The sequence below is a fragment of the Pseudomonas sp. CFBP13528 genome (genome assembly GCF_005233615.1).
GTDB lineage: Bacteria > Pseudomonadota > Gammaproteobacteria > Pseudomonadales > Pseudomonadaceae > Aquipseudomonas > Aquipseudomonas fluorescens_AM.
Window position 1 is genome coordinate 231,206 of record NZ_QGAJ01000002.1, and the last position, 18,948, is coordinate 250,153.

The following is an 18,948-nucleotide window of genomic DNA, read 5'->3' on the forward strand; positions in this document are numbered from 1 at the left end:
CGGCCGGAACGTGAGAGGGATCCGAAATACACCCGTTAAACGTCTGATGTATCTGGCGCCGATACAAATGTGCGCCTACGATACGCGCCATGTTTCCAGGGAGTGTGTTCATGAAGAAGTCATTGGCGGTAAGCGGGTTGGTTGCAGCGATGTTGCTGGCCGGGTGTCAGTCGGTCAACACCACCAGCGGCGGTGCGGTTGGGGTTGAGCGCAAGCAGTACATGTTCAGCATGCTGTCGAGCCAGGAAGTCGACCAGATGTACGCCCAGTCTTACCAGCAGACCCTGGGCGAGGCCAGTGGCAAAGGGGTTCTGGACAAGACCAGCGCCAACGCCAAGCGCGTGCAGGCCATCGCCAATCGCCTGATCGCCCAGGCACCGACCTTCCGCCCGGATGCGGCGCAATGGAAGTGGGAAGTGAACCTGATCAAGAGCGATGAGATGAACGCCAACTGCGGGCCGGGTGGCAAGATCCTGGTGTACAGCGCATTGATCGATAACCTCAAGCTCACCGATGATGAACTCGCCGCCGTGATGGGCCATGAAATCGCCCACGCCTTGCGTGAGCACGGCCGCGAAGCCATGTCCAAGGCCTACGGTATCGAGATGGCGAAGCAGGGCGCCGGGGCAATATTCGGACTCGGCCAGGACAGCCTTGCGCTGGCCGATACCGTGGCCAACTATGGCATGACCTTGCCCAACAGCCGCAGCAATGAGAACGAAGCCGACCTGATCGGCCTTGAGCTGGCCGCCCGCGCCGGTTACAACCCGAACGCGGCCATCACGCTGTGGAACAAGATGGCCAAGGCTTCCGAAGGCGCACCGCCGGAGTTCATGAGTACTCACCCGGCTTCGGACAGCCGTATCGCCTCGTTGCAGGCGGCGATTCCGAAGGTCATGCCGCTGTACCAACAGGCCAAGAAGTCCTAGGGCTTGAGCTGCAAGTGGCAAGCTTCAAGCTGTAAGAAAAAGCAATGCTTCTTCTTGCAGCTTTTAACTTGCAGCTTGCAGCTTTTAGCTAAATCCAGCCGCTGCTCTGCATGGCCTTGTACACCGCCACCACCGCCAGTACAAAAAACGCCGTAGCCGCCAGTCGCCGAATCAGGGTCAGTGGCAGCTTCTCTGCCGCGAAATTCCCCGCCAGCACCACCGGCACGTTGGCAATCAACATGCCTAAGGTGGTACCGATAATCACCAGCCACAACTCCGGATACTGGGCCGCCAGCATCACTGTGGCGATCTGGGTCTTGTCACCGATTTCCGCGAGGAAGAACGCAATCAGCGTGGTCAGGAACGGCCCGAACTTGCGCGTGGTGCTGGCTTCGTCATCGTCGAGTTTGTCCGGCACCAGTGTCCACAGCGCCGTGGCGCAGAAGCTCGCCGCGAGAATCCAGTGCAGCACCGCGTCGGAGAAGAAACTCCCGAACCAGGCCCCCACCGCACCGGCAGCCGCATGGTTGGCCAGGGTCGCGGCGACGATGCCGGCGATGATGGGCCAGGGCTTGCGAAAACGAGCAGCGAGAATAAGCGCGAGCAGTTGCGTCTTGTCGCCGATTTCGGCCAAGGCAACGATTGCGGTAGGTACGAGCAGTGAATCCAGCATCAGGTAGGTTTCCAGGGGCGGGTCGACACGGCTATGACACGTACAGCCTTCCCGCCCCGGGTAAGGTGTGCGTGTCATAGGTCTTGTCAAACCCCGGTCCGTCTGTGCGGACTCCTGGGTCGCATACGCCATGGTCTGCTGACCAAGTATGTTGACGTATGCCGGATGAGCGTGGCGCTCATGGGAGACTACTCCCCTAGGACGGAGCGGATTTTGCCTAGGCAAAATCCATTCGGCAAGCCTTCTTTTTCAAAAGCCCGTCAGGGACGCTTGGCCCGGTAGATGCGAAAACCATTGCCCTCGGCCTTGATCACGCAGATGCCCAGGTGCTCTTCGATCAGCGGCTGGTATTTCAGGAAGCTATTGGCAACCAGACGCAGTTCGCCGCCTTTTGCCAGATGTTTGCCTGCTTTTCGCAGCAGATTTTCCGTGGCGAAGTAATCCGTGTGCACCCCGACATGGAACGGCGGGTTGCTTAAAATCGCGTTCAAGCCCATCGGCGCGGCGTCGATGCCGTCACCGGTCAACACGTCCGCTTGCAGGCCATTGGCTGCCAGGGTCAGGCGACTGCTGGCGGCGGCGAAGGCGTCCACATCAAGCAGGGTCACGCTGTTGTGCGGGTAGCGACGTTTTACCGCAGCTCCCAATACGCCGGCGCCGCAACCAAAGTCGAGCAAATGACCGCTGGGCAGCTTGTCCAGGTGTTCCAGCAACAGTTCGGTGCCACGGTCCAGGCGACCATGGCTGAACACGCCCGGCAGGCTCACCACCTTGAGCGGCCCGTCGACCAGCGGTACCTCGAAAGTCTGCGCCAGGCTATCCAGGTCGGGCGCCTGCGGCGCGTTGCCCACGGTGACCTGCCAGAGCTGGCAGTGCCGCGCGTTATCCAGCTTGCGCGGTTTGCCGAAGGGGATCATCTGCTTGGCGGCGCTTTCGATGCCGGCCTTTTTCTCGCCCACCAGGAACAGCTCGGCGCCGGGCAGGCGCGCGGCCACGGCGTTGAGCAGGTAGTCAGTGAGGTCTTTGGACTTGGGCAGGAAAATCACCGCTGCATCGAATGCGCGCTCGGGCACAGTCACGCCGAACTGGCTGCGCTCGGGAAAACGCGCCTCCAGCGCCGCCTGATCGCCGGCATGCCAGCTCCAGCCGTGGGCGTTGGGCAGGCGGCCGAGCAAATCGTCGGCAGGCAAACCAACCAGCAGCAGGTTGCCTTGAAAAAGTTCGGCCTGACGAAGCAGTACTTCACTGCGCGGATCCATGGTCTGCTCCTTGAAAAGGGGCGCAGTTTAACAACTCACGACGCGCAGCGGGGCGCCGCTGAAAAAGCCTCGGGCGTTTTCCGTCAACTGGCCGACGATGCGCTGGCGCGCTTCGCGACTGCCCCAGGCGTTGTGTGGAGTGACGATCAGCCGAGGAATATCACCGGCCAGCAGTGGGTTGCCATCGACCGGTGGCTCCACGCTCAATACATCGGTGGCCGCGCCGCCCAGGTGGCCGTTGCGCAATGCATCCGCCAGGGCCTGTTCGTTGATCAAGCCGCCGCGTGCGGTGTTGACCACAAAAGCGCCGGGCTTGAGCAGAGCCAGTTCGCGTGCGCCAATAAAGTCACGGGTGTGCTCGTTGAGCGGGCAGTGCAACGTCAGCGCATCGACCTGCCCGAGCAGTTCATCCAACGGCACGCGGTCGGCGCGGGCAGGGCGCCCGGGAATCGCGCCCAGCACCACGCGCATGCCGAAGGCTTCGGCCAGACGGGCCACGGCGCTGCCCAGTTCGCCATGGCCGAGCAGGCCTAAAGTCTTACCCTCAAGCTCGACAATCGGATAGTCCAGCAGGCAGAACTGCCGGGCTTGCTGCCACTTGCCCGCGGCCACATCGCGCTGATAGTCCTTCAAGCGCGTGGCCAGATTCAGCAGCAGCATGATCGTGTGCTGCGCCACCGAGGGTGTGCCGTAGCCCTGGCAGTTGCTCACGGTGATGCCCCGGGCGCGGGCGGCCTGCAGATCAATGTTGTTGGTGCCGGTGGCCGACACCAGGATCAGCTTGAGCTCGGGGCAGGCCGCCAGGATCTCGGCGCTGAGCGGGACTTTGTTACTGATGGCGACTTGGGCACCCTGCAAGCGTTCGAGCAGATTCTGCGGCGTGGTCTGCTCGAACAGCTGCAGCTCGCTGAAGCAGTCACGCAACCCGCTGAGGTCGAGGTCGCCGAGGTCCAGGGAGGGGTGATCGAGGAAGACGGCGCGGCGCTTGTTCATCATCAACTGTACCTTTTGCGGCGGGGTTCGAAGGCGTAATCTGTTGAGCCTATCAGATGAAATAATCCGTTACTTAGTGGAGTGAGCATGTACGTCGCCGAGTTTTTGACCGTGGCCTTGATTCACTTGTTGGCGGTGGCCAGCCCAGGGCCGGACTTCGCCGTAGTGGTGCGTGAAAGCGTGACCCATGGCCGTCGCGCCGGCACGTGGACTGCGCTGGGCGTCGGTTCGGCGATTTTCCTCCACGTCGGTTACTCGTTACTGGGCATTGGTTTGATCGTGTCCCAATCCATCGTGCTGTTCAATGCACTGAAATGGGCGGCAGCGGCGTACCTGCTGTATATCGGCTTCAAGGCGCTGCGCGCGCAGCCGGCCAAGCCGCCAGTGGAAGGCGAGCTGCAGCGCGAGGCGGGCGAGCGCACCCCACGTGGCGCGTTTACCGCAGGTTTCGTAACCAACGGCTTGAATCCCAAGGCCACGCTGTTTTTCCTGTCGTTGTTCACGGTGGTGATCAACCCGCACACACCGCTGGCGGTGCAGGCCGGTTATGGCGTGTACCTGGCGGTAGCGACGGCGCTGTGGTTTTGCCTGGTGGCCATGCTGTTCAGCCAGCAGCGCGTGCGCGCCGGGTTTGCGAAGATGGGGCATTGGTTTGATCGCACCATGGGGGCGGTGCTGATTGCGATTGGCGTGAAGTTGGCGTTCACGAGCATGAAGTAATCGCTGCCCTTGAGCGGGCACGGTAAAAAATGTGGGAGGGGGCTTGCCCGCGATAGCGGTGGATCAGCTAATAAATACTTGGCTGAAACACCGCCATCGGGAGCAAGCCCCCTCCCACATTGGATCTTCATGAGCCCAGGATCATGGCTAAAAGCTAGCATTTGCTGGATGCTGCAAATCATTCCTTTGGCTGATTTGGTTGAAACATAACGTCTCTACAGTGCAGGTCTTCACGCCAAGACCGCGCAGTCATAAAAGGGATTCGTATGTTGCAGACCCGTGTTATCCCACCCGCCGAAGGCGCTTACCAATACCCGCTGTTGATCAAACGCCTGTTGATGTCCGGGACGCGCTACGAGAAGACCCGCGAAATCATCTACCGCGACAAGCTGCGCTACACCTACCCGACCTTGATCGAGCGCGTCGCGCGCCTGGCCAATGTATTGACCGAAGCCGGGGTCAAGGCCGGTGACACGGTGGCGGTGATGGACTGGGACAGCCATCGTTACCTTGAATGCATGTTCGCCATCCCGATGATCGGCGCGGTGATCCATACCATCAACGTGCGCCTGTCGCCGGAACAGATCCTCTACACCATGAACCACGCCGACGACCGCTTTGTGCTGGTCAACAGCGAGTTCGTGGGGCTTTACCAGGCGATCGCCGGGCAGCTCACCAGCGTCGCCAAGACCTTGCTGATCACCGACGGCGACAGCAAGACGGCCGACCTGCCCAACCTGGTGGGCGAGTACGAAACCCTGCTGGCGGCGGCAAGCCCGACGTACCACTTCGAGGATTTCGACGAAAATTCCGTCGCCACCACCTTCTACACCACCGGCACCACCGGCAATCCCAAGGGCGTGTATTTCACCCACCGCCAGTTGGTGCTGCACACCATCGGTGTGGCGACCATCATGGGCAGCGTTGACAGCGTGCGTTTGCTGGGCACCAACGACGTGTACATGCCCATCACACCGATGTTCCACGTGCACGCCTGGGGCCTGCCCTATGTGGCGACCATGCTCGGTTTGAAGCAGGTCTACCCCGGCCGCTACGACCCCGAATACCTGGTGGAGCTATGGCGCAAGGAAAAGGTCACCTTTTCGCACTGTGTGCCGACCATCCTGCAAATGGTGCTCAATGCCAAGGCCGCCCAGGACGTGGATTTCGGCGGTTGGAAAATCGTCATCGGCGGCAGCGCGCTCAACCGTTCGCTGTACGAAGCCGCCAAGGCCCGTGGCATCCAGTTGACGGCCGCGTACGGTATGTCCGAGACCGGGCCGCTGGTGTCCTGTGCCCACCTCAACGCCGAGCTGATGGCCGGCAGCGAAGACGAACGCACCACCTATCGCATCAAGGCCGGGGTGCCCGGGCCGCTGGTGGAAGCGGCGATCATGGACATCGACGGCAACTTCTTGCCTGCCGACGGCGAATCCCAGGGTGAGCTGGTACTGCGCGCGCCCTGGCTTACCGAGGGTTATTACAACGAGCCGCAAAAGGGCGCCGAGCTGTGGGCCGGTGGCTGGATGCACACCGGTGATGTCGCCACCCTGGACGCGTTCGGCGTGATCGATATCCGTGACCGCATCAAGGATGTGATCAAGACCGGAGGCGAGTGGATCTCCTCCCTGGCCTTGGAAGACCTGGTCAGCCGCCACCCGGCGGTACGCGAAGTAGCGGTGGTGGGGATTGCCGACCCGCAGTGGGGTGAGCGCCCGTTTGCCCTCTTGGTGTTGCGTGATGGCCATGTGATAGGGGCTCGTGAGCTCAAGGAACACCTCAAGCCCTTCGTTGAGCTGGGCCATTTGAGCAAGTGGGCGATTCCGAGCCAGATTGCGGTTGTTACGGAAATTCCCAAGACCAGCGTCGGCAAGCTCGACAAAAAACGTATCCGTATCGACATCATCGAGTGGCAGGCCAACAACAGCACCTTCCTGTCGACCCTCTGACGCCGCGTGCCGTGCCCGTTCGCGGGCGGCAATGCTCTATCTCAGGCCTTTACTTGTGATTTGCCAAATTTCAGCCATCCTTGCCGCGTCGACCTTCGTCGGCGTGGCGAAAGGGTTGGGGCAGACGGGTTGGTGATGCAAATCACACTTTAGAGGGATCAAGCACTACCCCCTGCTGGCTATAGTCCCTTCCAGAGTTTTTCGTGGATGTTGCGCTTCGGGTGAGGGTGGCCCGGTTGTCGCTCGGCATTGGAATCGTTGTATCCCGGCCGTTACATGCATCCTCCGAAAGAGCTCACTGCCATAACAATAAAATGCACATGGAGTAGCGTCGATGACCTCAGTAAACCAGTTCTGGCGCCGGGCACGTCTGCCTCTGGCCGTCAGTCTCGCTTCTACGCTCGCCGGGCCCGCATTCGGCGTCAGTTTCAACATTGGTGAAATCGAAGGGAGTTTCGACTCGTCCCTGTCGGTAGGCGCCAGTTGGAGCACGTCCAAGGCCAATCGTGACCTGATCGGTGCCAACAACGGCGGCAGGGGCCTGTCCCAGACCTCCGACGACGGGCACCTGAACTTCAAGCGCGGAGAAACCTTTTCGAAGATCTTCAAGGGCATCCACGACCTGGAACTGAAGTACGGCGACACCGGTGTGTTTGTGCGTGGCAAGTACTGGTATGACTTTGAACTCAAGGACGAAAGCCGTCCGTTCAAGGACATCAGCGACAACAACCGCAAGGAAGGCGCCAAGTCCTCCGGCGGGCAGATCCTCGATGCGTTCGTCTACCACAACTACTCGATCGCCGATGCGCCGGGTTCCGTGCGTTTCGGCAAGCAGGTGGTGAGCTGGGGCGAAAGTACCTTCATTGGCGGCGGTATCAACTCCATCAACCCGATCGACGTCTCGGCGTTTCGTCGTCCGGGCGCCGAGATCAAGGAAGGCCTGATTCCGGTCAACATGTTCTACGTGTCCCAGACCCTCACCGACAACCTGTCGGCCGAGGCGTTTTACCAGTTGGAATGGGACCAGACCGTCACCGACAACTGCGGCACCTTCTTCTCGCAGCCGGACGTGATTTCCGACGGCTGCAGCAACAACCTGCGAGTACTGAACAAGCGCTCGACCATCCCTGCCGCGGCGCTGCCGACCCTGGGCGCGCTGGGTGTGGACGTCAACAGTGAAGGCGTACTCGTGCGCCGTGGCCCGGACCGTGATGCCCGCGACAGCGGCCAGTTCGGCGTGGCCATGCACTATAACTTCGAGCCGCTGGACACCGAATTCGGCGCTTACTTCATGAACTACCACAGCCGTGCGCCGATCTTCAGCGCACAGGGCGCGCCATCGGCGGCCTACACCCGTCCGTTGGGGCCGCTGGGGGCATTGCGTCCGCTGATCGTGGCGGGCAGTTCGAACTACTTCGTCGAGTACCCGGAAGATATCCGCCTCTACGGCCTGAGCTTCTCCACCACCTTGCCCACCGGCACCGCCTGGAGCGGTGAGTTGAGCTACCGGCCGAATGCGCCGGTGCAGTTGAGCACCACCGACATTCTGTTCGCCGGGGTGACGCCGATCCCGGGCTTTGGCAATGCGTCCGTGCTCAAGGGCTCGCCGGGCCAGGACCTGCATGGTTACAACCGCAAGGAAGTGACCCAGTTCCAGACCACTTTCACGCACTTCTTCGACCAGGTGATGGGCGCCAGCCGCCTGACCACCGTCGGTGAAATCGGCGTGACCCATGTGGGCGGCCTCGAAAGCAAATCCCAGGCCCGCTATGGCCGCGACCCGGTATTTGGTCCCGGCACCTTGCCAGGCGGGTTCTGCAACGCCCTCAACAACTCGACCGCAACCGGTGCCGGCCTGCCCAACGCAGCCGGCCTGAACACCAACTGCAATAACGACGGCTACACCACTGCAACGTCCTGGGGCTACCGCGCCCGTGCCATCTGGGAATACCCGGACGTGTTCGCCGGCGTCAATCTCAAGCCCAACGTAGCCTGGTCCCATGACGTCAAAGGTTACTCGCCAGGCCCTGGCGGCAACTTCGAAGAAGGGCGCAAGGCGGTCAGCCTGGGCCTGGATGCCGAATACCAGAACACCTACACCGCGAGCCTGGCCTACACCAACTTCTTTGGTGGCAAGTTCAGCACCGTGGATGACCGCGACTTTGTCGCGTTGAGCTTTGGCGCCAACTTCTAAGCACGCTCTTTTCAAGTGGTATGTATTCAGGAAGTCCAGAACATGAAAATAACTAAAAGTCTGTTGCACGTGGGTGTGCTTGGGCTGTCGATCCTGGCGAGCAACGTCATGGCGGCAGTGTCGGCGGATGAAGCCGCCAAGCTGGGCACCACCCTGACCCCGATGGGCGCCGAAATGGCCGGGAACGCGGCCGGCACCATTCCCAAATGGTCACCGATGCCGGTTAACGCAGGGGCGGTGGATGCCAAGGGTTTCCTGGCCAACCCTTATGCCAGCGAACAACCGCAGTTCACTATCACCGCGCAGAACGTCGAGCAATACAAAGACAAACTGGCCCCCGGGCAGTACGCGATGTTCAAGCGTTACCCGGACAGCTTCAAGATGCCGGTGTACGCTACCCATCGCGGCGCCACGGTGCCGGCTGACGTGTTCGCGTCCATCAAGAAGAACGCCACCACGACCAACCTGGTGTCCGGCGGCAACGGCCTGGAAAACTTCGAGACGGCGGTGCCGTTCCCGATTCCGAAAAGCGGCGTCGAGGTGATCTGGAACCACATCACCCGTTATCGCGGCGGCAGCGTCACCCGTCTGGTGACCCAGGCCACCCCGCAAACCAACGGTTCCTACAGCCTGGTGTACTTTCGCGATCAGTTCGTGTTCCGCGACAAAATGAAGGACTTCGACCCGAAAAACCCTGGCAACGTGCTGTTCTACTTCAAGCAGCAAGTCACCGCTCCGGCGCGTCTGGCCGGTGGTGTGCTGCTGGTTCACGAGACCCTGGACCAGGTCAAGGAACCGCGTTCGGCGTGGGTCTACAACGCCGGGCAGCGCCGCGTGCGTCGGGCGCCGCAGGTTTCCTATGACGGGCCGGGTACGGCCGCCGATGGCCTGCGCACCTCCGACAACCTCGACATGTACAACGGCGCGCCGGACCGCTACGACTGGAAACTGGAAGGCAAGAAGGAAATCTACATCGCCTCCAACAGCTACAAGATCGACGATCCGAAGTTGAAATACGCCGACATCATCAAGGCCGGCCACGTCAACCAGGACCTGACGCGCTACGAGCTGCGCCGCGTCTGGCATGTGGTCGCCACCTTGAAGGAAGGTCAGCGCCACATCTATGCCAAACGTGACTTCTACATTGACGAGGACACCTGGCAAGCAGCGGTGATCGACCATTACGACGGCCGTGGCCAACTGTGGCGCGTTGCCGAAGCCCATGCCGAGAACTACTACGACAAGCAAGTACCGTGGTACGCCCTGGAAACCCTCTACGATCTGCAATCCGGCCGCTACCTGGCCCTGGGCATGAAGAACGAAGAGAAGCAGGCGTATGACTTCGGCTTCACCGCCACCACCAGCGACTTCACCCCGGCAGCGCTGCGCCAGGACGGCGTTCGCTAACCTGCGCTGATACCCCCATGTGGGAGGCGGCTTGCCCCCGATGGCGGCGCGACAGTCGATGCATGTATTGACTGATCCACCGCCATCGGGAGCAAGCCCCCTCCCACATTTAGTTTGGGGTGTCTGTAGGGATATTTTTTGTCGCAGTTCTTTTTCAGACAATTGTTGCAAAGATCTACAATCGCGCCGCTTTTACCGCTAGTCTGCGCACATCTGCAGTGCCGACAACAGCCTTCTACAAGAGCCCGGCGATGAATGATCTGTCCCGAATCCAGGGGCCTGCCGGCGCGGTGATTCCGAGCCTGGAAGGCCGTTTCTACAGGCCGCCGCTGCCTGACGGCTACGTGCTGCGCCCACGCCTGTGCGAGCGCCTGGGCGCCGGCCTGGAAGGGCGACTGTTGCTGGTCAGCGCGCCGGCGGGATTCGGCAAGAGTTCCCTGGCGGTCGAGTTCTGTCAGAGCCTGCCGGCCCACTGGCAAAACCTGTGGCTGGGCCTGAGCCCACGGGACAACGATCCTGGCCGTTTTCTCGAACGCCTGCTCGAAGGCTTGCGCGAGTATTTCCCGCACCTCGGCGCCCAGTCCCTGGGCCTGCTGAAAATGCGTCAGCGTCACCAACCCTTCGCCTTTGAAGAATGGCTCGATGGCCTGCTCGATGAGCTGACGGTGCACTTATCCGTCCAGGCACCGCTGTTGCTCGTACTCGATGACTACCATTTGGCCCAGGGCCCGGTGCTGGACCGTTGCCTGCAGTTTTTCCTCAATCATTTGCCCGATGGCCTGGTGATGCTGGTCACCAGCCGCCAGCGTCCGGACTGGCATCTGGCACGCCTGCGCCTGTCGCGGCACCTGCTGGAATTGCATGAGCACGATCTGCGCCTGACCCATGACGAATCCCTGGCCGTGCTGCACCGGCACAGCAGTTCGCTGCGCGGTGAGGCCCTGGAGAACCTGATACGTCGCAGTGAGGGGTGGGTCGCCGGCCTGCGCTTCTGGTTGCTGGCAGCCTCCGAAGCCGGCAGCGACGGTGCCTTGCCCCAAGGCCTGAACGGCGGCGAAGGACTGATTCGCGATTATTTGCTGGAAGAAGTGATCGACTGCCTGCCTGCACACGTCCAGGCGTTTCTGTACGACACCGCGCCCCAGGAGCGCTTTTGCAGCGAGCTGTGCGACGCAGTCCGTGAGGCCCACGACAGCCCGGAAATCCTGCGCTACCTGCAGGCCCATCAGGTATTTCTGGTGCCGTTGGATGAACACGGTCGCTGGTACCGTTATCACCATTTGTTTTCCGACCTGCTGCGCGCGCGCCGCGAGAAGAGCGCGACGTTACCCCTGGCCAGTCTGCACCTGCGCGCCTGTCGCTGGTTCAACGCCCAGGGCTTGATAGATGAGGCGGTGGAGCAGGCGCTGCGGGCCGGTCACCTGGATGTGGCAGCGAACCTGGTGCAGAACCTGTCAGAGGAGCAGCTGCTGGCGGAACAGAATGTCGGCATGTTGCTGCGCTGGAAAATGGACTTGCCCGACAGCCTGTTGATCAGCACACCGCGCTTGATCGTGCTCTACAGCTGGGCGCTGGGGCTGGCGTGCCAGTTGGACGCGGCGCAGGAATTATCCAGCTACCTCAGTCGCTTCCTGCCGGCGCCGTCGGCCACCGCGCAGAAATCCATGCTGGCCCAATGGCTGGCACTGAGCGGGATCATCGCCCGCGGGCGTGGGGACCGCGAATTGACCCAGCGCTATTGCAGCGAGGCCCTGGAAAGCCTGCCGCATAAGCGTTATGGCCAGCGCCTGATGTGCCTGTCGACCTTGTCTAACCTGGCGATTGTCGATGCCGATCTGTGGCGCGCCCGTGGCCTGAATCGCGAGTCCCTGGAGTTGGCGCAGCGTGTCGGTAATCCGCTGTTCGAAGCCCTGGCCCATTACGACCGGGCCCGGGTGCTGCAGGCGCGGGGTGAGGTCCTGCGTGCCCTGGACGAAGTGCGCCAGGGCCTGCAGCGCCTGCACGGGCTGGCGGCTCAGCGGCTGTATGCCGTGCGTGCGCGATTGTCGCTCTATGAAGGCTACCTGTTGCTGTTGCGTTACCAGTCCGAAGCCGGCCTTGCGCGGTTGCGGGCCGGCCTGACTGAGGCGCGCGCCTGCCGGGATATCAGCGTGCTGATCGGGCATTGTGTGATCGCCAGCTTCGAAGGCCGGCGTGGCGATTTTTCCACTGCCTTTGCCGAGCTGGCCGAGGCTGAACGCTTGATGCATATCTGGGACGTGCCGCCGATCTACTACCTGGCGATGATCACCCTGATCAAATGCGAGCTGTGGCTGGCCCAGGGCCGTACCGACCTGGCCGAGGCCTGGCTGGCCCGGCTGGGACAGACCTACACCGGTGAGCAGGCTGCCGCCGCACCGGAGTTTCACCCGCACTTGCCGCAACATGTGGAGCTGCAACAGGCCGCGCTGGATGTCATTCGCCATCAGCCCGACAAGGCGCTGCAACGGCTTGAGGACCTGGCGCAACAGGCGCTCGATAGCGGGCGCCAGATGATTGCCCTGATCGCCCTGGCCCAGCAGGCGCAGGTGCTGCTGGCGTGTGGTCAGGAAGCCAAGGCCGGGCCGGTGCTGGCCCGCGCCCTTGAAGCCGGCGCGGGGGGCGCACTGCAACCGTTCCAGCGGTTGCTGGAGCAATACCCGCAGTGGATGCGCGAGCAGTTGGGCAAGCATCCGCACGTTCCGCTGAATCAGGCCTTGCTGGCGCTGCTACCGGCCGTCACCAGTGTCGAGAGCGCGCCTCATCATGAGACCCTGAGCACACGGGAACTGGCGGTACTGCAACTGATCGCCCAGGGCTGTTCAAACCAGGAGATCAGCAACCAGTTGTTCATTTCCCTGCACACCGTGAAAACCCACGCCAGCCATATCAACAGCAAGCTCGGCGTGGAGCGCCGTACTCAGGCGGTGGCGCGGGCCAAGTCGATGGGGCTGCTGGGCTGATTGAACCGCTCATTGCGCGCGCGGGCACTGCGTCAGGGACGAGCCTGCGGCGCTGTTGATCAGCGCGGCGAAGCGCTTGAGGTTGTTCTGGTGCGCCACTACCACGTCATCGATGCTCGGACCGGCGGGTGACTGTAAGGTCGAGCGGCAGGTCAGCCCAGGGCGATCACCACCGCCGACCGGCCTGAGGCGCCAACGCACGTCGAGCAGCGCGTAGTGCCCAGGCACCGAGTCAAAGCGCTGCACCTCGACACGCAACGACACGGCTTGTCGGGCATCGCTGCTGGCCAACTGGTCCACCAGCGCACTCCTCAGCTCATCGGCGAGGCTCGCCGCCCACCACTGGGTTTCCAGAATCGCCAGGCCGCTGTCGCCCTCGCGGATCACGATCTGCGCACGGTCGACCTGAGGCGGCACACTGATGCTTTCAATGCGTATTCCACCGGCATCCGCGCGCGTGGCGTTACTCCCGTGCGCCGGGGTCAGGGTGTGGAATGCAATCGGCTCGCTGCGGCACGCCGCGAGCAGCAAGAGGGCGGTCACCCAGGTGATTTTCAACGGCAACGTCATGGCGGCTCCAATAGTCATTTGCGGGGTGGCCCTTGCAGGTCGAGGGGCGCGGCGTTATCGGCGCGACCGCGAATCAGCGATTCCGGATGTCGGCCCAGGTAATCCGAAAGCTCGCGCAAGGAGCGCGACATGCGCGCCAGTTCATCCAGGGTCTGGGTCAGTTGCTCGCGCTGCGGCGAGTCTTCGGCCAGGGTGGAACTGGCCGATTGCAGGGTCTTGCTCACGTCGCCCAGGGTGGTCTGCACGCCGGGCAGGGTCTTGGCGTTGAATTGGGCCAGGCCCTTGCGCAGCTCGACCAGGCTGGCGTCGAGGTTGCCGGCAATGCGCTCGACAGGCAGTTGGCTGAGCTTGTTGACGATGCCTTCGAATTTCTCCTGCAACTGTTCCAGGTTGCCGGGAATGGTGGGGATGCCGACCGGGCGCTGGTTCGGGTCAAACGCGACTTTCTCGGCCTTGGGGTAGAAGTCCAGGGCAATGTACAGCTGGCCGGTCAGCAGGTTGCCGCTGCGGGCCTGGGCGCGCAGGCCGTTTTCGATGAAACTGCCGATCAGGCGCACGCCGGCGGCCTCATCGTCAGGGTTGTTGTTCATCGCCTTGAGCAACTTGGTGTGCGCCTGGCCGAGCAGTTGCGGGTAGATCACGATGCCGACATTGACCGGGAAACTGCGTTTGCGGGCGTCGAAATCCAGATTGATCGAGACCACCTTGCCGAACTCGACCCCGAGGAACTCCACCGGCGCGCCGACCTTCAGTCCACGCAGGGCCTGATCAAAGCGCAGCACCATGTATTGCCCCCGGCCATTGGGTGGGGCGAGGGCGCTTTGCTGGTCTTCGAACAGTTCGAAGTTGCGGTTCTCTTCGGCCGGTTTGTCGTTGGGGCTGTAGGGCGGCGCCAAAAAGGAGATCCCGCCCATCAACATCGACGACACCGATTCGGTCTTCATCTCGAAGCCATTGGCACCGACGCTGAGGTCGACACCGCTGGCATTCCAGAAGCGTGTGTTTTCGGTGACGTACGCGTCATTGGGTGCATGCACGAACACTTCGATATTCACGCCCTTGCCCTCGCTGTCCAATGCGTAGGCAACGACCTGGCCGACCGGAATCTTGCGGTAATACACCGGCGAGCCGATATCCAGCGACCCCAGGCCCTGGGTATGCAGGGTGAAGCGTTTGCCAGGCTCGCCGTAGGTGATGGGCGGCGGGTTTTCCAGGCCCTTGAACTGTTTGGCACGGGTATCGGACTGGCCAATATCGGCACCGATATAGTCGCCGGACAGCAAGGTATCAATGCCGGACACGCCGCCGGCGCCGATGCGCGGCCGCACCACCCAGAACTTGGAGTCTTCACGGGTGAAGCTTTCGGCCTGCTTGGTCAATTCGACAGTGGCGTTGACGCTTTTCTGGTCATCGCTCAAGGCGACACCGGTCACTTGGCCGATGACCACGTTGCGGTATTTCACCTCGGTCTTGTTGGCGATCAGCCCACTGCCGGTCTTGAAGTTGAGGGTGATGGCCGGCCCTTCCTGAAGCATGCTGTGGACCACCAGCGAGAGACCCACCAGTACGGCGACAATCGGCACTATCCATACCAGCGAAACGCTGAAGCGACGTGTCTTGATCGCGGGTTGCCCCGCCGTGTTGTCAGCCTTGGATGAGCTCATCCGAGGTCTCCTCGTTGTGTGGATGTTCCCAGATCAGCCGGGGATCGAAACTCATGGCGGCCAACATCGTAAACACGACCACCAGACCAAAAAACAGAATGCCCAGGCGCGGCTCGATGTTGCCCAGGGCCTGAAACTTCACCAGCGCGGCTACCAGCGCGACCACGATCACATCCAGCATCGACCAGTAGCCGATCAGCTCGATGAACCGAAACAGCTTCGAGCGCTCCTTGCGCGCCCACCGGCTTTTACGCTGCACGGTGATCAGCAGCAACCCCAGCGACACGAACTTGATGCCCGGCACGGCAATGCTGGCGATGAAAATGATCAGGGCAATGTCCCAGGCGCCATGCTGCCAGAATTCCAGCACGCCGCTCATGATGGTGCTGTCCGCCCCGGAGCCGAGCATGGTGGTTTTCATCACCGGCAATACGTTCGCCGGCACATAAAAGGCGAGCGCGGTGAGCAGGTAGGCCCAGGTGCGGGTCAGGGACTGGACCTTGCGTCGGTGCAAGGGGGCGCCGCAGCGGTCACACTCGGTGGGCTCCAAGCGCATGTCGCAAGGTTGGCCGCAGGTATGGCACAGGCACAGGTTGAGCTGGCGGGCGGTGGGGGGGGAATTCATAGGGTGTCCCACAGGTCGCGCACATCGCGCCCGGCGATGCGGATCAGCAAAAGGCTGAGGACGGCCAGCGCGAACAGGCCGATGCCGGGTATCACATCGAGCATGCCGGCCAGCTTGAACACAGCCACCATCGCGCCCAGCAGGCAGACTTCCAGCATGCTCCAGGGCCTGAGTGCTTCCAGCCAGCGCATGCACAGCTTGAAGGCCGGCGAGCGCCTGCCGGTGAGGGCGAAACTCAATACCCAGATCAGCAGCAGCAACTGGAACACCGGCGCGATAATGATGGAAATCGCCGCCACCAGTGCGATAAACGTGATCGGCCCCAGACTCAGCGCAACCACTGAATCCCATAGCGTCGCGCTGTTCTTCAAGCCCTGCAGGCTGATGCTCATCACCGGATAGAAATTGGCGAACGCCCACAGCACCGCAGCGGTGACCGTCAACGCGAGGCGCTGCTGCACCGACAAGCCGTTATAGCGCTGCAGTACCCCGTCGCAGCGTATGCACAGGGCTTTCTGATGCCTGGCGAGCGTGACTTTCTGGTACACGCAGTCGCAGTGTTCACAGATGACCTGTTGATTCGCCATACATATTGCTCCAGATACGACTGACTGCGGAGTGGTCATTGCCGTGGGATTCAGTTCGGGTAGCTTAGCAGTCCGCCGGCTCGATCATCCTTTGTGCGTGCCTGATGCAGCGGGCGGACGCTGCCTCTGTGGGAGGGGGCTTGCTCCCGATAACGGTGTGTCAGCTATAGTTGAATCGATTGATCCACCGCGGTCGGGAGCACGCCGCTCCCACACGTGAATGGTCCATAGCCCGGCTGACTCCGGTTTGCGCCTCGCTCACGGAATTTTTACCGCCTGTCGTGTTCCAAACCCGGCACAGGTCCGTTGCCCACGTCCTCTGCATCACAGAATGCATAAGTAGGAGCTTCCTTCATGTTCACTCCGCGTCGTCTGCTTGTTGTTGCTACCGCTGTAGCCTTGTTGTCCGGCTGCGCTTCACCTAATCCTTATGATGGCAGCCAGGGACAGGCCGGCAATGGTTCCGAGAGCGGCATGAGCAAGACCGCCAAGTACGGCGGCCTCGGCGCGCTGGCCGGAGCACTGGCCGGTGCGGCCATCGACCATAACCACCGTGGCAAGGGTGCGCTGATTGGCGCAGTGGTTGCGGGTGCCGGCGCTGCCGGCTATGGCTACTACGCCGACCAGCAAGAGAAAAAACTGCGCGAAAGCATGGCCAACACCGGGGTTGAAGTACAGCGCCAGGGTGACCAGATCAAGTTGATCATGCCCGGCAATATCACCTTTGCCACCAACTCCGACGCCATCTCCAGCAGCTTCTATCAGCCGCTGAACAACCTGGCCAACTCCCTCAAGCAGTTCAACCAGAACACCATCCAGATCGTTGGCTACACCGACAGCACCGGCAGCCGCCAGTTGAACATGGACCTGTCCCAGCGCCGTGCGCAGAGCGTGGCCAATTACCTGACCTCCCAGGGTGTCAGCGCCGCCAACCTGAGCGCACGCGGTGCCGGCCCGGATAATCCGATTGCCAGTAACGCTGACGTCAATGGCCGTGCCCAGAACCGTCGCGTAGAAGTGAACCTTGGCCCGATCCCTGGCCAGCAGTACGGTCAGCCGGGCGCCCAGCAACAGGCGCCACAACAGAACAACCAGTTCCAGGGCAACCCGTACTCGCAATACCAGTAAACTACTGCTACAAAAAAGGGCGCCGTGCATTGACTGCTCGGCGCCCTTTTTTGTGGCTGGCGGTTACATCAGTCGATGTATTCGAACACCTTCACGATTTTCTGCACACCGGATACGCCCTGTACCAGGTTGGCCGCGCGAGTGGCTTCAGCCTGGGTCAACAGGCCCATCATGTAGACGATGCCGTTGTCGGTGACGATCTTGATGCGCGAGCCCGGCACGGCACTGTCGGTAAGCATCTGCGCCTTGATCTTGGTGGTCAGCAACGCATCGTTGCTGATTGCCAGCAGGGTGATAGGGTCCATGACCTGCAGTTCGTTGTGCACCTTCTTGACCCGCTGCACCGCCGAGGCAGCCTGTTCAGCCTGGGCCTTGAGGTCTTCGCGCGGAGTCTGACCGGCCAGCAACACGACGCCGTTGAAGCTGGTCACGACGATGCGCGATGCGCCGTTGCCCAGGTCCGTAGCCGCTTTGGCGACGTTGACCTTGACCTTGGTTTCGATCAGCGAGTCATCGATGGTGCTGCCGAAGGTGCGTGTGCCCCGGTCGTCCTGGATGGGCGTGTCCCGTGTTGCGGTGATTGCCGTGCTGCAACCGCTGATGGCGAGGCACAGCGTGATGGCCAAAAGGCTGAGGCGGTTAACGGTCATTCTTCACTCCCGAACAGTTGGCTGTCGATCAGATCGCACAGGCAGTGGATCGCCAGCAGGTGGACTTCTTGAATGCGTGCAGTGACATTGGCCGGGACGCGAATCTCCACGTCCTCAGGCAGCAGCAATGAGGCCATGCCGCCGCCGTCGCGCCCGGTCAAGGCTACGACAATCATTTCGCGATCATGTGCGGCCTGGATCGCTTGAATGATGTTCGCCGAGTTGCCACTGGTGGAAATCGCCAGCAGCACATCGCCCGGCTGGCCGAGGGCGCGGATCTGTTTGGAGAAGATTTCGTTGTAGCTGTAGTCGTTGGCGATCGACGTGATCGTCGACGTGTCGGTGGTCAGGGCGATCGCCGGCAGGCTCGGGCGCTCGCGCTCGAAGCGGTTGAGCAACTCGGAGGAAAAATGCTGGGCGTCACCGGCCGAGCCGCCGTTACCGCACGAAAGCATTTTGCCTTCGTTGAGCAAAGCATTGACCATGACCTGACTGGCTTGCTCGATGTGCGGTGCAAGTACGTCCATCGCCTGTTGCTTGGTGTCGATGCTGGCCTGGAAAAGCTGGCGAATTCGGGATTGCATGTCCATCTGTGTGACCTTAATTAGCGCGGCTGTTT

General features: G+C 61.7%; 16 protein-coding genes and 1 riboswitch. Of the genes, 7 read left to right on the forward strand and 9 right to left on the reverse strand.

Features of this window, described 5'->3' with window-relative positions:
• Positions 1 to 110 precede the first annotated feature (110 nt).
• The gene (locus tag PspCFBP13528_RS04650) at positions 111 to 929 is read left to right on the forward strand and encodes a M48 family metallopeptidase (protein ID WP_057724598.1); all 819 of its coding nucleotides are present in this window, start codon (positions 111 to 113) and stop codon (positions 927 to 929) included.
• 88 nt (positions 930 to 1,017) lie between these two features.
• On the opposite strand, the gene PspCFBP13528_RS04655 is transcribed toward PspCFBP13528_RS04650, so the two are convergent.
• The 3 genes from PspCFBP13528_RS04655 to PspCFBP13528_RS04665 all read right to left on the reverse strand — a co-directional run bounded on the left by PspCFBP13528_RS04655 (position 1,018) and on the right by PspCFBP13528_RS04665 (position 3,857).
• The gene (locus PspCFBP13528_RS04655) at positions 1,018 to 1,602 is read right to left on the reverse strand and encodes a TMEM165/GDT1 family protein (protein WP_016974259.1); all 585 of its coding nucleotides are present in this window, start codon (positions 1,600 to 1,602) and stop codon (positions 1,018 to 1,020) included.
• An 89-nt stretch (positions 1,603 to 1,691) separates the two neighbouring features.
• A riboswitch (yybP-ykoY riboswitch) is annotated at positions 1,692 to 1,811 on the reverse strand.
• 51 nt (positions 1,812 to 1,862) lie between these two features.
• A complete protein-coding gene (locus tag PspCFBP13528_RS04660) occupies positions 1,863 to 2,861 on the reverse strand; it encodes a class I SAM-dependent methyltransferase (RefSeq protein ID WP_137199710.1) in 999 nt (332 codons plus the stop codon).
• 27 nt (positions 2,862 to 2,888) lie between these two features.
• The gene (locus PspCFBP13528_RS04665; protein ID WP_065951635.1) at positions 2,889 to 3,857 is read right to left on the reverse strand and encodes a 2-hydroxyacid dehydrogenase; all 969 of its coding nucleotides are present in this window, start codon (positions 3,855 to 3,857) and stop codon (positions 2,889 to 2,891) included.
• Between the two features lie 84 nt (positions 3,858 to 3,941).
• Here PspCFBP13528_RS04665 and PspCFBP13528_RS04670 point away from each other — a divergent pair, with 84 nt between their 5' ends.
• From PspCFBP13528_RS04670 to PspCFBP13528_RS04690, 5 genes are all read left to right on the forward strand, one after another.
• Entirely contained in the window at positions 3,942 to 4,574 is a 633-nt protein-coding gene (locus tag PspCFBP13528_RS04670) for a LysE family transporter (RefSeq protein ID WP_065951636.1), read from the forward strand.
• A 266-nt stretch (positions 4,575 to 4,840) separates the two neighbouring features.
• Positions 4,841 to 6,523, forward strand: coding sequence for a fatty acid--CoA ligase (locus tag PspCFBP13528_RS04675; RefSeq protein ID WP_137199711.1), 1,683 nt, complete (start codon positions 4,841 to 4,843; stop codon positions 6,521 to 6,523).
• Between the two features lie 334 nt (positions 6,524 to 6,857).
• A complete protein-coding gene (locus PspCFBP13528_RS04680; RefSeq protein WP_065951640.1) occupies positions 6,858 to 8,717 on the forward strand; it encodes a DUF1302 domain-containing protein in 1,860 nt (619 codons plus the stop codon).
• Positions 8,718 to 8,759: 42 nt separating this feature from the next.
• Positions 8,760 to 10,124, forward strand: a complete 1,365-nt coding sequence (locus PspCFBP13528_RS04685) for a DUF1329 domain-containing protein (RefSeq protein WP_065951641.1) — start codon at positions 8,760 to 8,762, stop codon at positions 10,122 to 10,124.
• Positions 10,125 to 10,375: 251 nt separating this feature from the next.
• Positions 10,376 to 13,105: a LuxR C-terminal-related transcriptional regulator gene (locus PspCFBP13528_RS04690; protein ID WP_137199712.1), complete on the forward strand. Its 2,730-nt coding sequence runs from the start codon at positions 10,376 to 10,378 to the stop codon at positions 13,103 to 13,105.
• 9 nt (positions 13,106 to 13,114) lie between these two features.
• Here the strand turns inward: PspCFBP13528_RS04690 and PspCFBP13528_RS04695 are convergent, their stop codons facing one another.
• The 4 genes from PspCFBP13528_RS04695 to PspCFBP13528_RS04710 are packed head-to-tail and all read right to left on the reverse strand — an operon-like array spanning position 13,115 to position 16,551.
• Positions 13,115 to 13,693: a PqiC family protein gene (locus PspCFBP13528_RS04695; protein ID WP_232790512.1), complete on the reverse strand. Its 579-nt coding sequence runs from the start codon at positions 13,691 to 13,693 to the stop codon at positions 13,115 to 13,117.
• Positions 13,690 to 15,339: an MlaD family protein gene (locus tag PspCFBP13528_RS04700; RefSeq protein ID WP_065951644.1), complete on the reverse strand. Its 1,650-nt coding sequence runs from the start codon at positions 15,337 to 15,339 to the stop codon at positions 13,690 to 13,692. The genes PspCFBP13528_RS04695 and PspCFBP13528_RS04700 overlap by 4 nt, the downstream gene beginning before the upstream one ends.
• On the reverse strand, positions 15,320 to 15,964 hold the full coding sequence (locus PspCFBP13528_RS04705) for a paraquat-inducible protein A (protein ID WP_101218248.1): 645 nt from the start codon (positions 15,962 to 15,964) through the stop codon (positions 15,320 to 15,322). Before PspCFBP13528_RS04705 ends, PspCFBP13528_RS04700 begins: the two co-directional genes overlap by 20 nt.
• Entirely contained in the window at positions 15,961 to 16,551 is a 591-nt protein-coding gene (locus tag PspCFBP13528_RS04710; RefSeq protein WP_065951646.1) for a paraquat-inducible protein A, read from the reverse strand. The genes PspCFBP13528_RS04705 and PspCFBP13528_RS04710 overlap by 4 nt, the downstream gene beginning before the upstream one ends.
• A gap of 354 nt (positions 16,552 to 16,905) precedes the next feature.
• Between PspCFBP13528_RS04710 and PspCFBP13528_RS04715 the strand changes: the two genes are divergently transcribed.
• On the forward strand, positions 16,906 to 17,679 hold the full coding sequence (locus PspCFBP13528_RS04715) for an OmpA family protein (RefSeq protein ID WP_065951647.1): 774 nt from the start codon (positions 16,906 to 16,908) through the stop codon (positions 17,677 to 17,679).
• A gap of 68 nt (positions 17,680 to 17,747) precedes the next feature.
• Here PspCFBP13528_RS04715 and PspCFBP13528_RS04720 read toward each other — a convergent pair whose 3' ends face one another.
• Positions 17,748 to 18,329: a BON domain-containing protein gene (locus PspCFBP13528_RS04720; RefSeq protein WP_057724611.1), complete on the reverse strand. Its 582-nt coding sequence runs from the start codon at positions 18,327 to 18,329 to the stop codon at positions 17,748 to 17,750.
• A complete protein-coding gene (locus tag PspCFBP13528_RS04725) occupies positions 18,326 to 18,919 on the reverse strand; it encodes a phosphoheptose isomerase (protein WP_003216190.1) in 594 nt (197 codons plus the stop codon). The genes PspCFBP13528_RS04720 and PspCFBP13528_RS04725 overlap by 4 nt, the downstream gene beginning before the upstream one ends.
• Between the last annotated feature and the right edge of the window lie 29 nt (positions 18,920 to 18,948).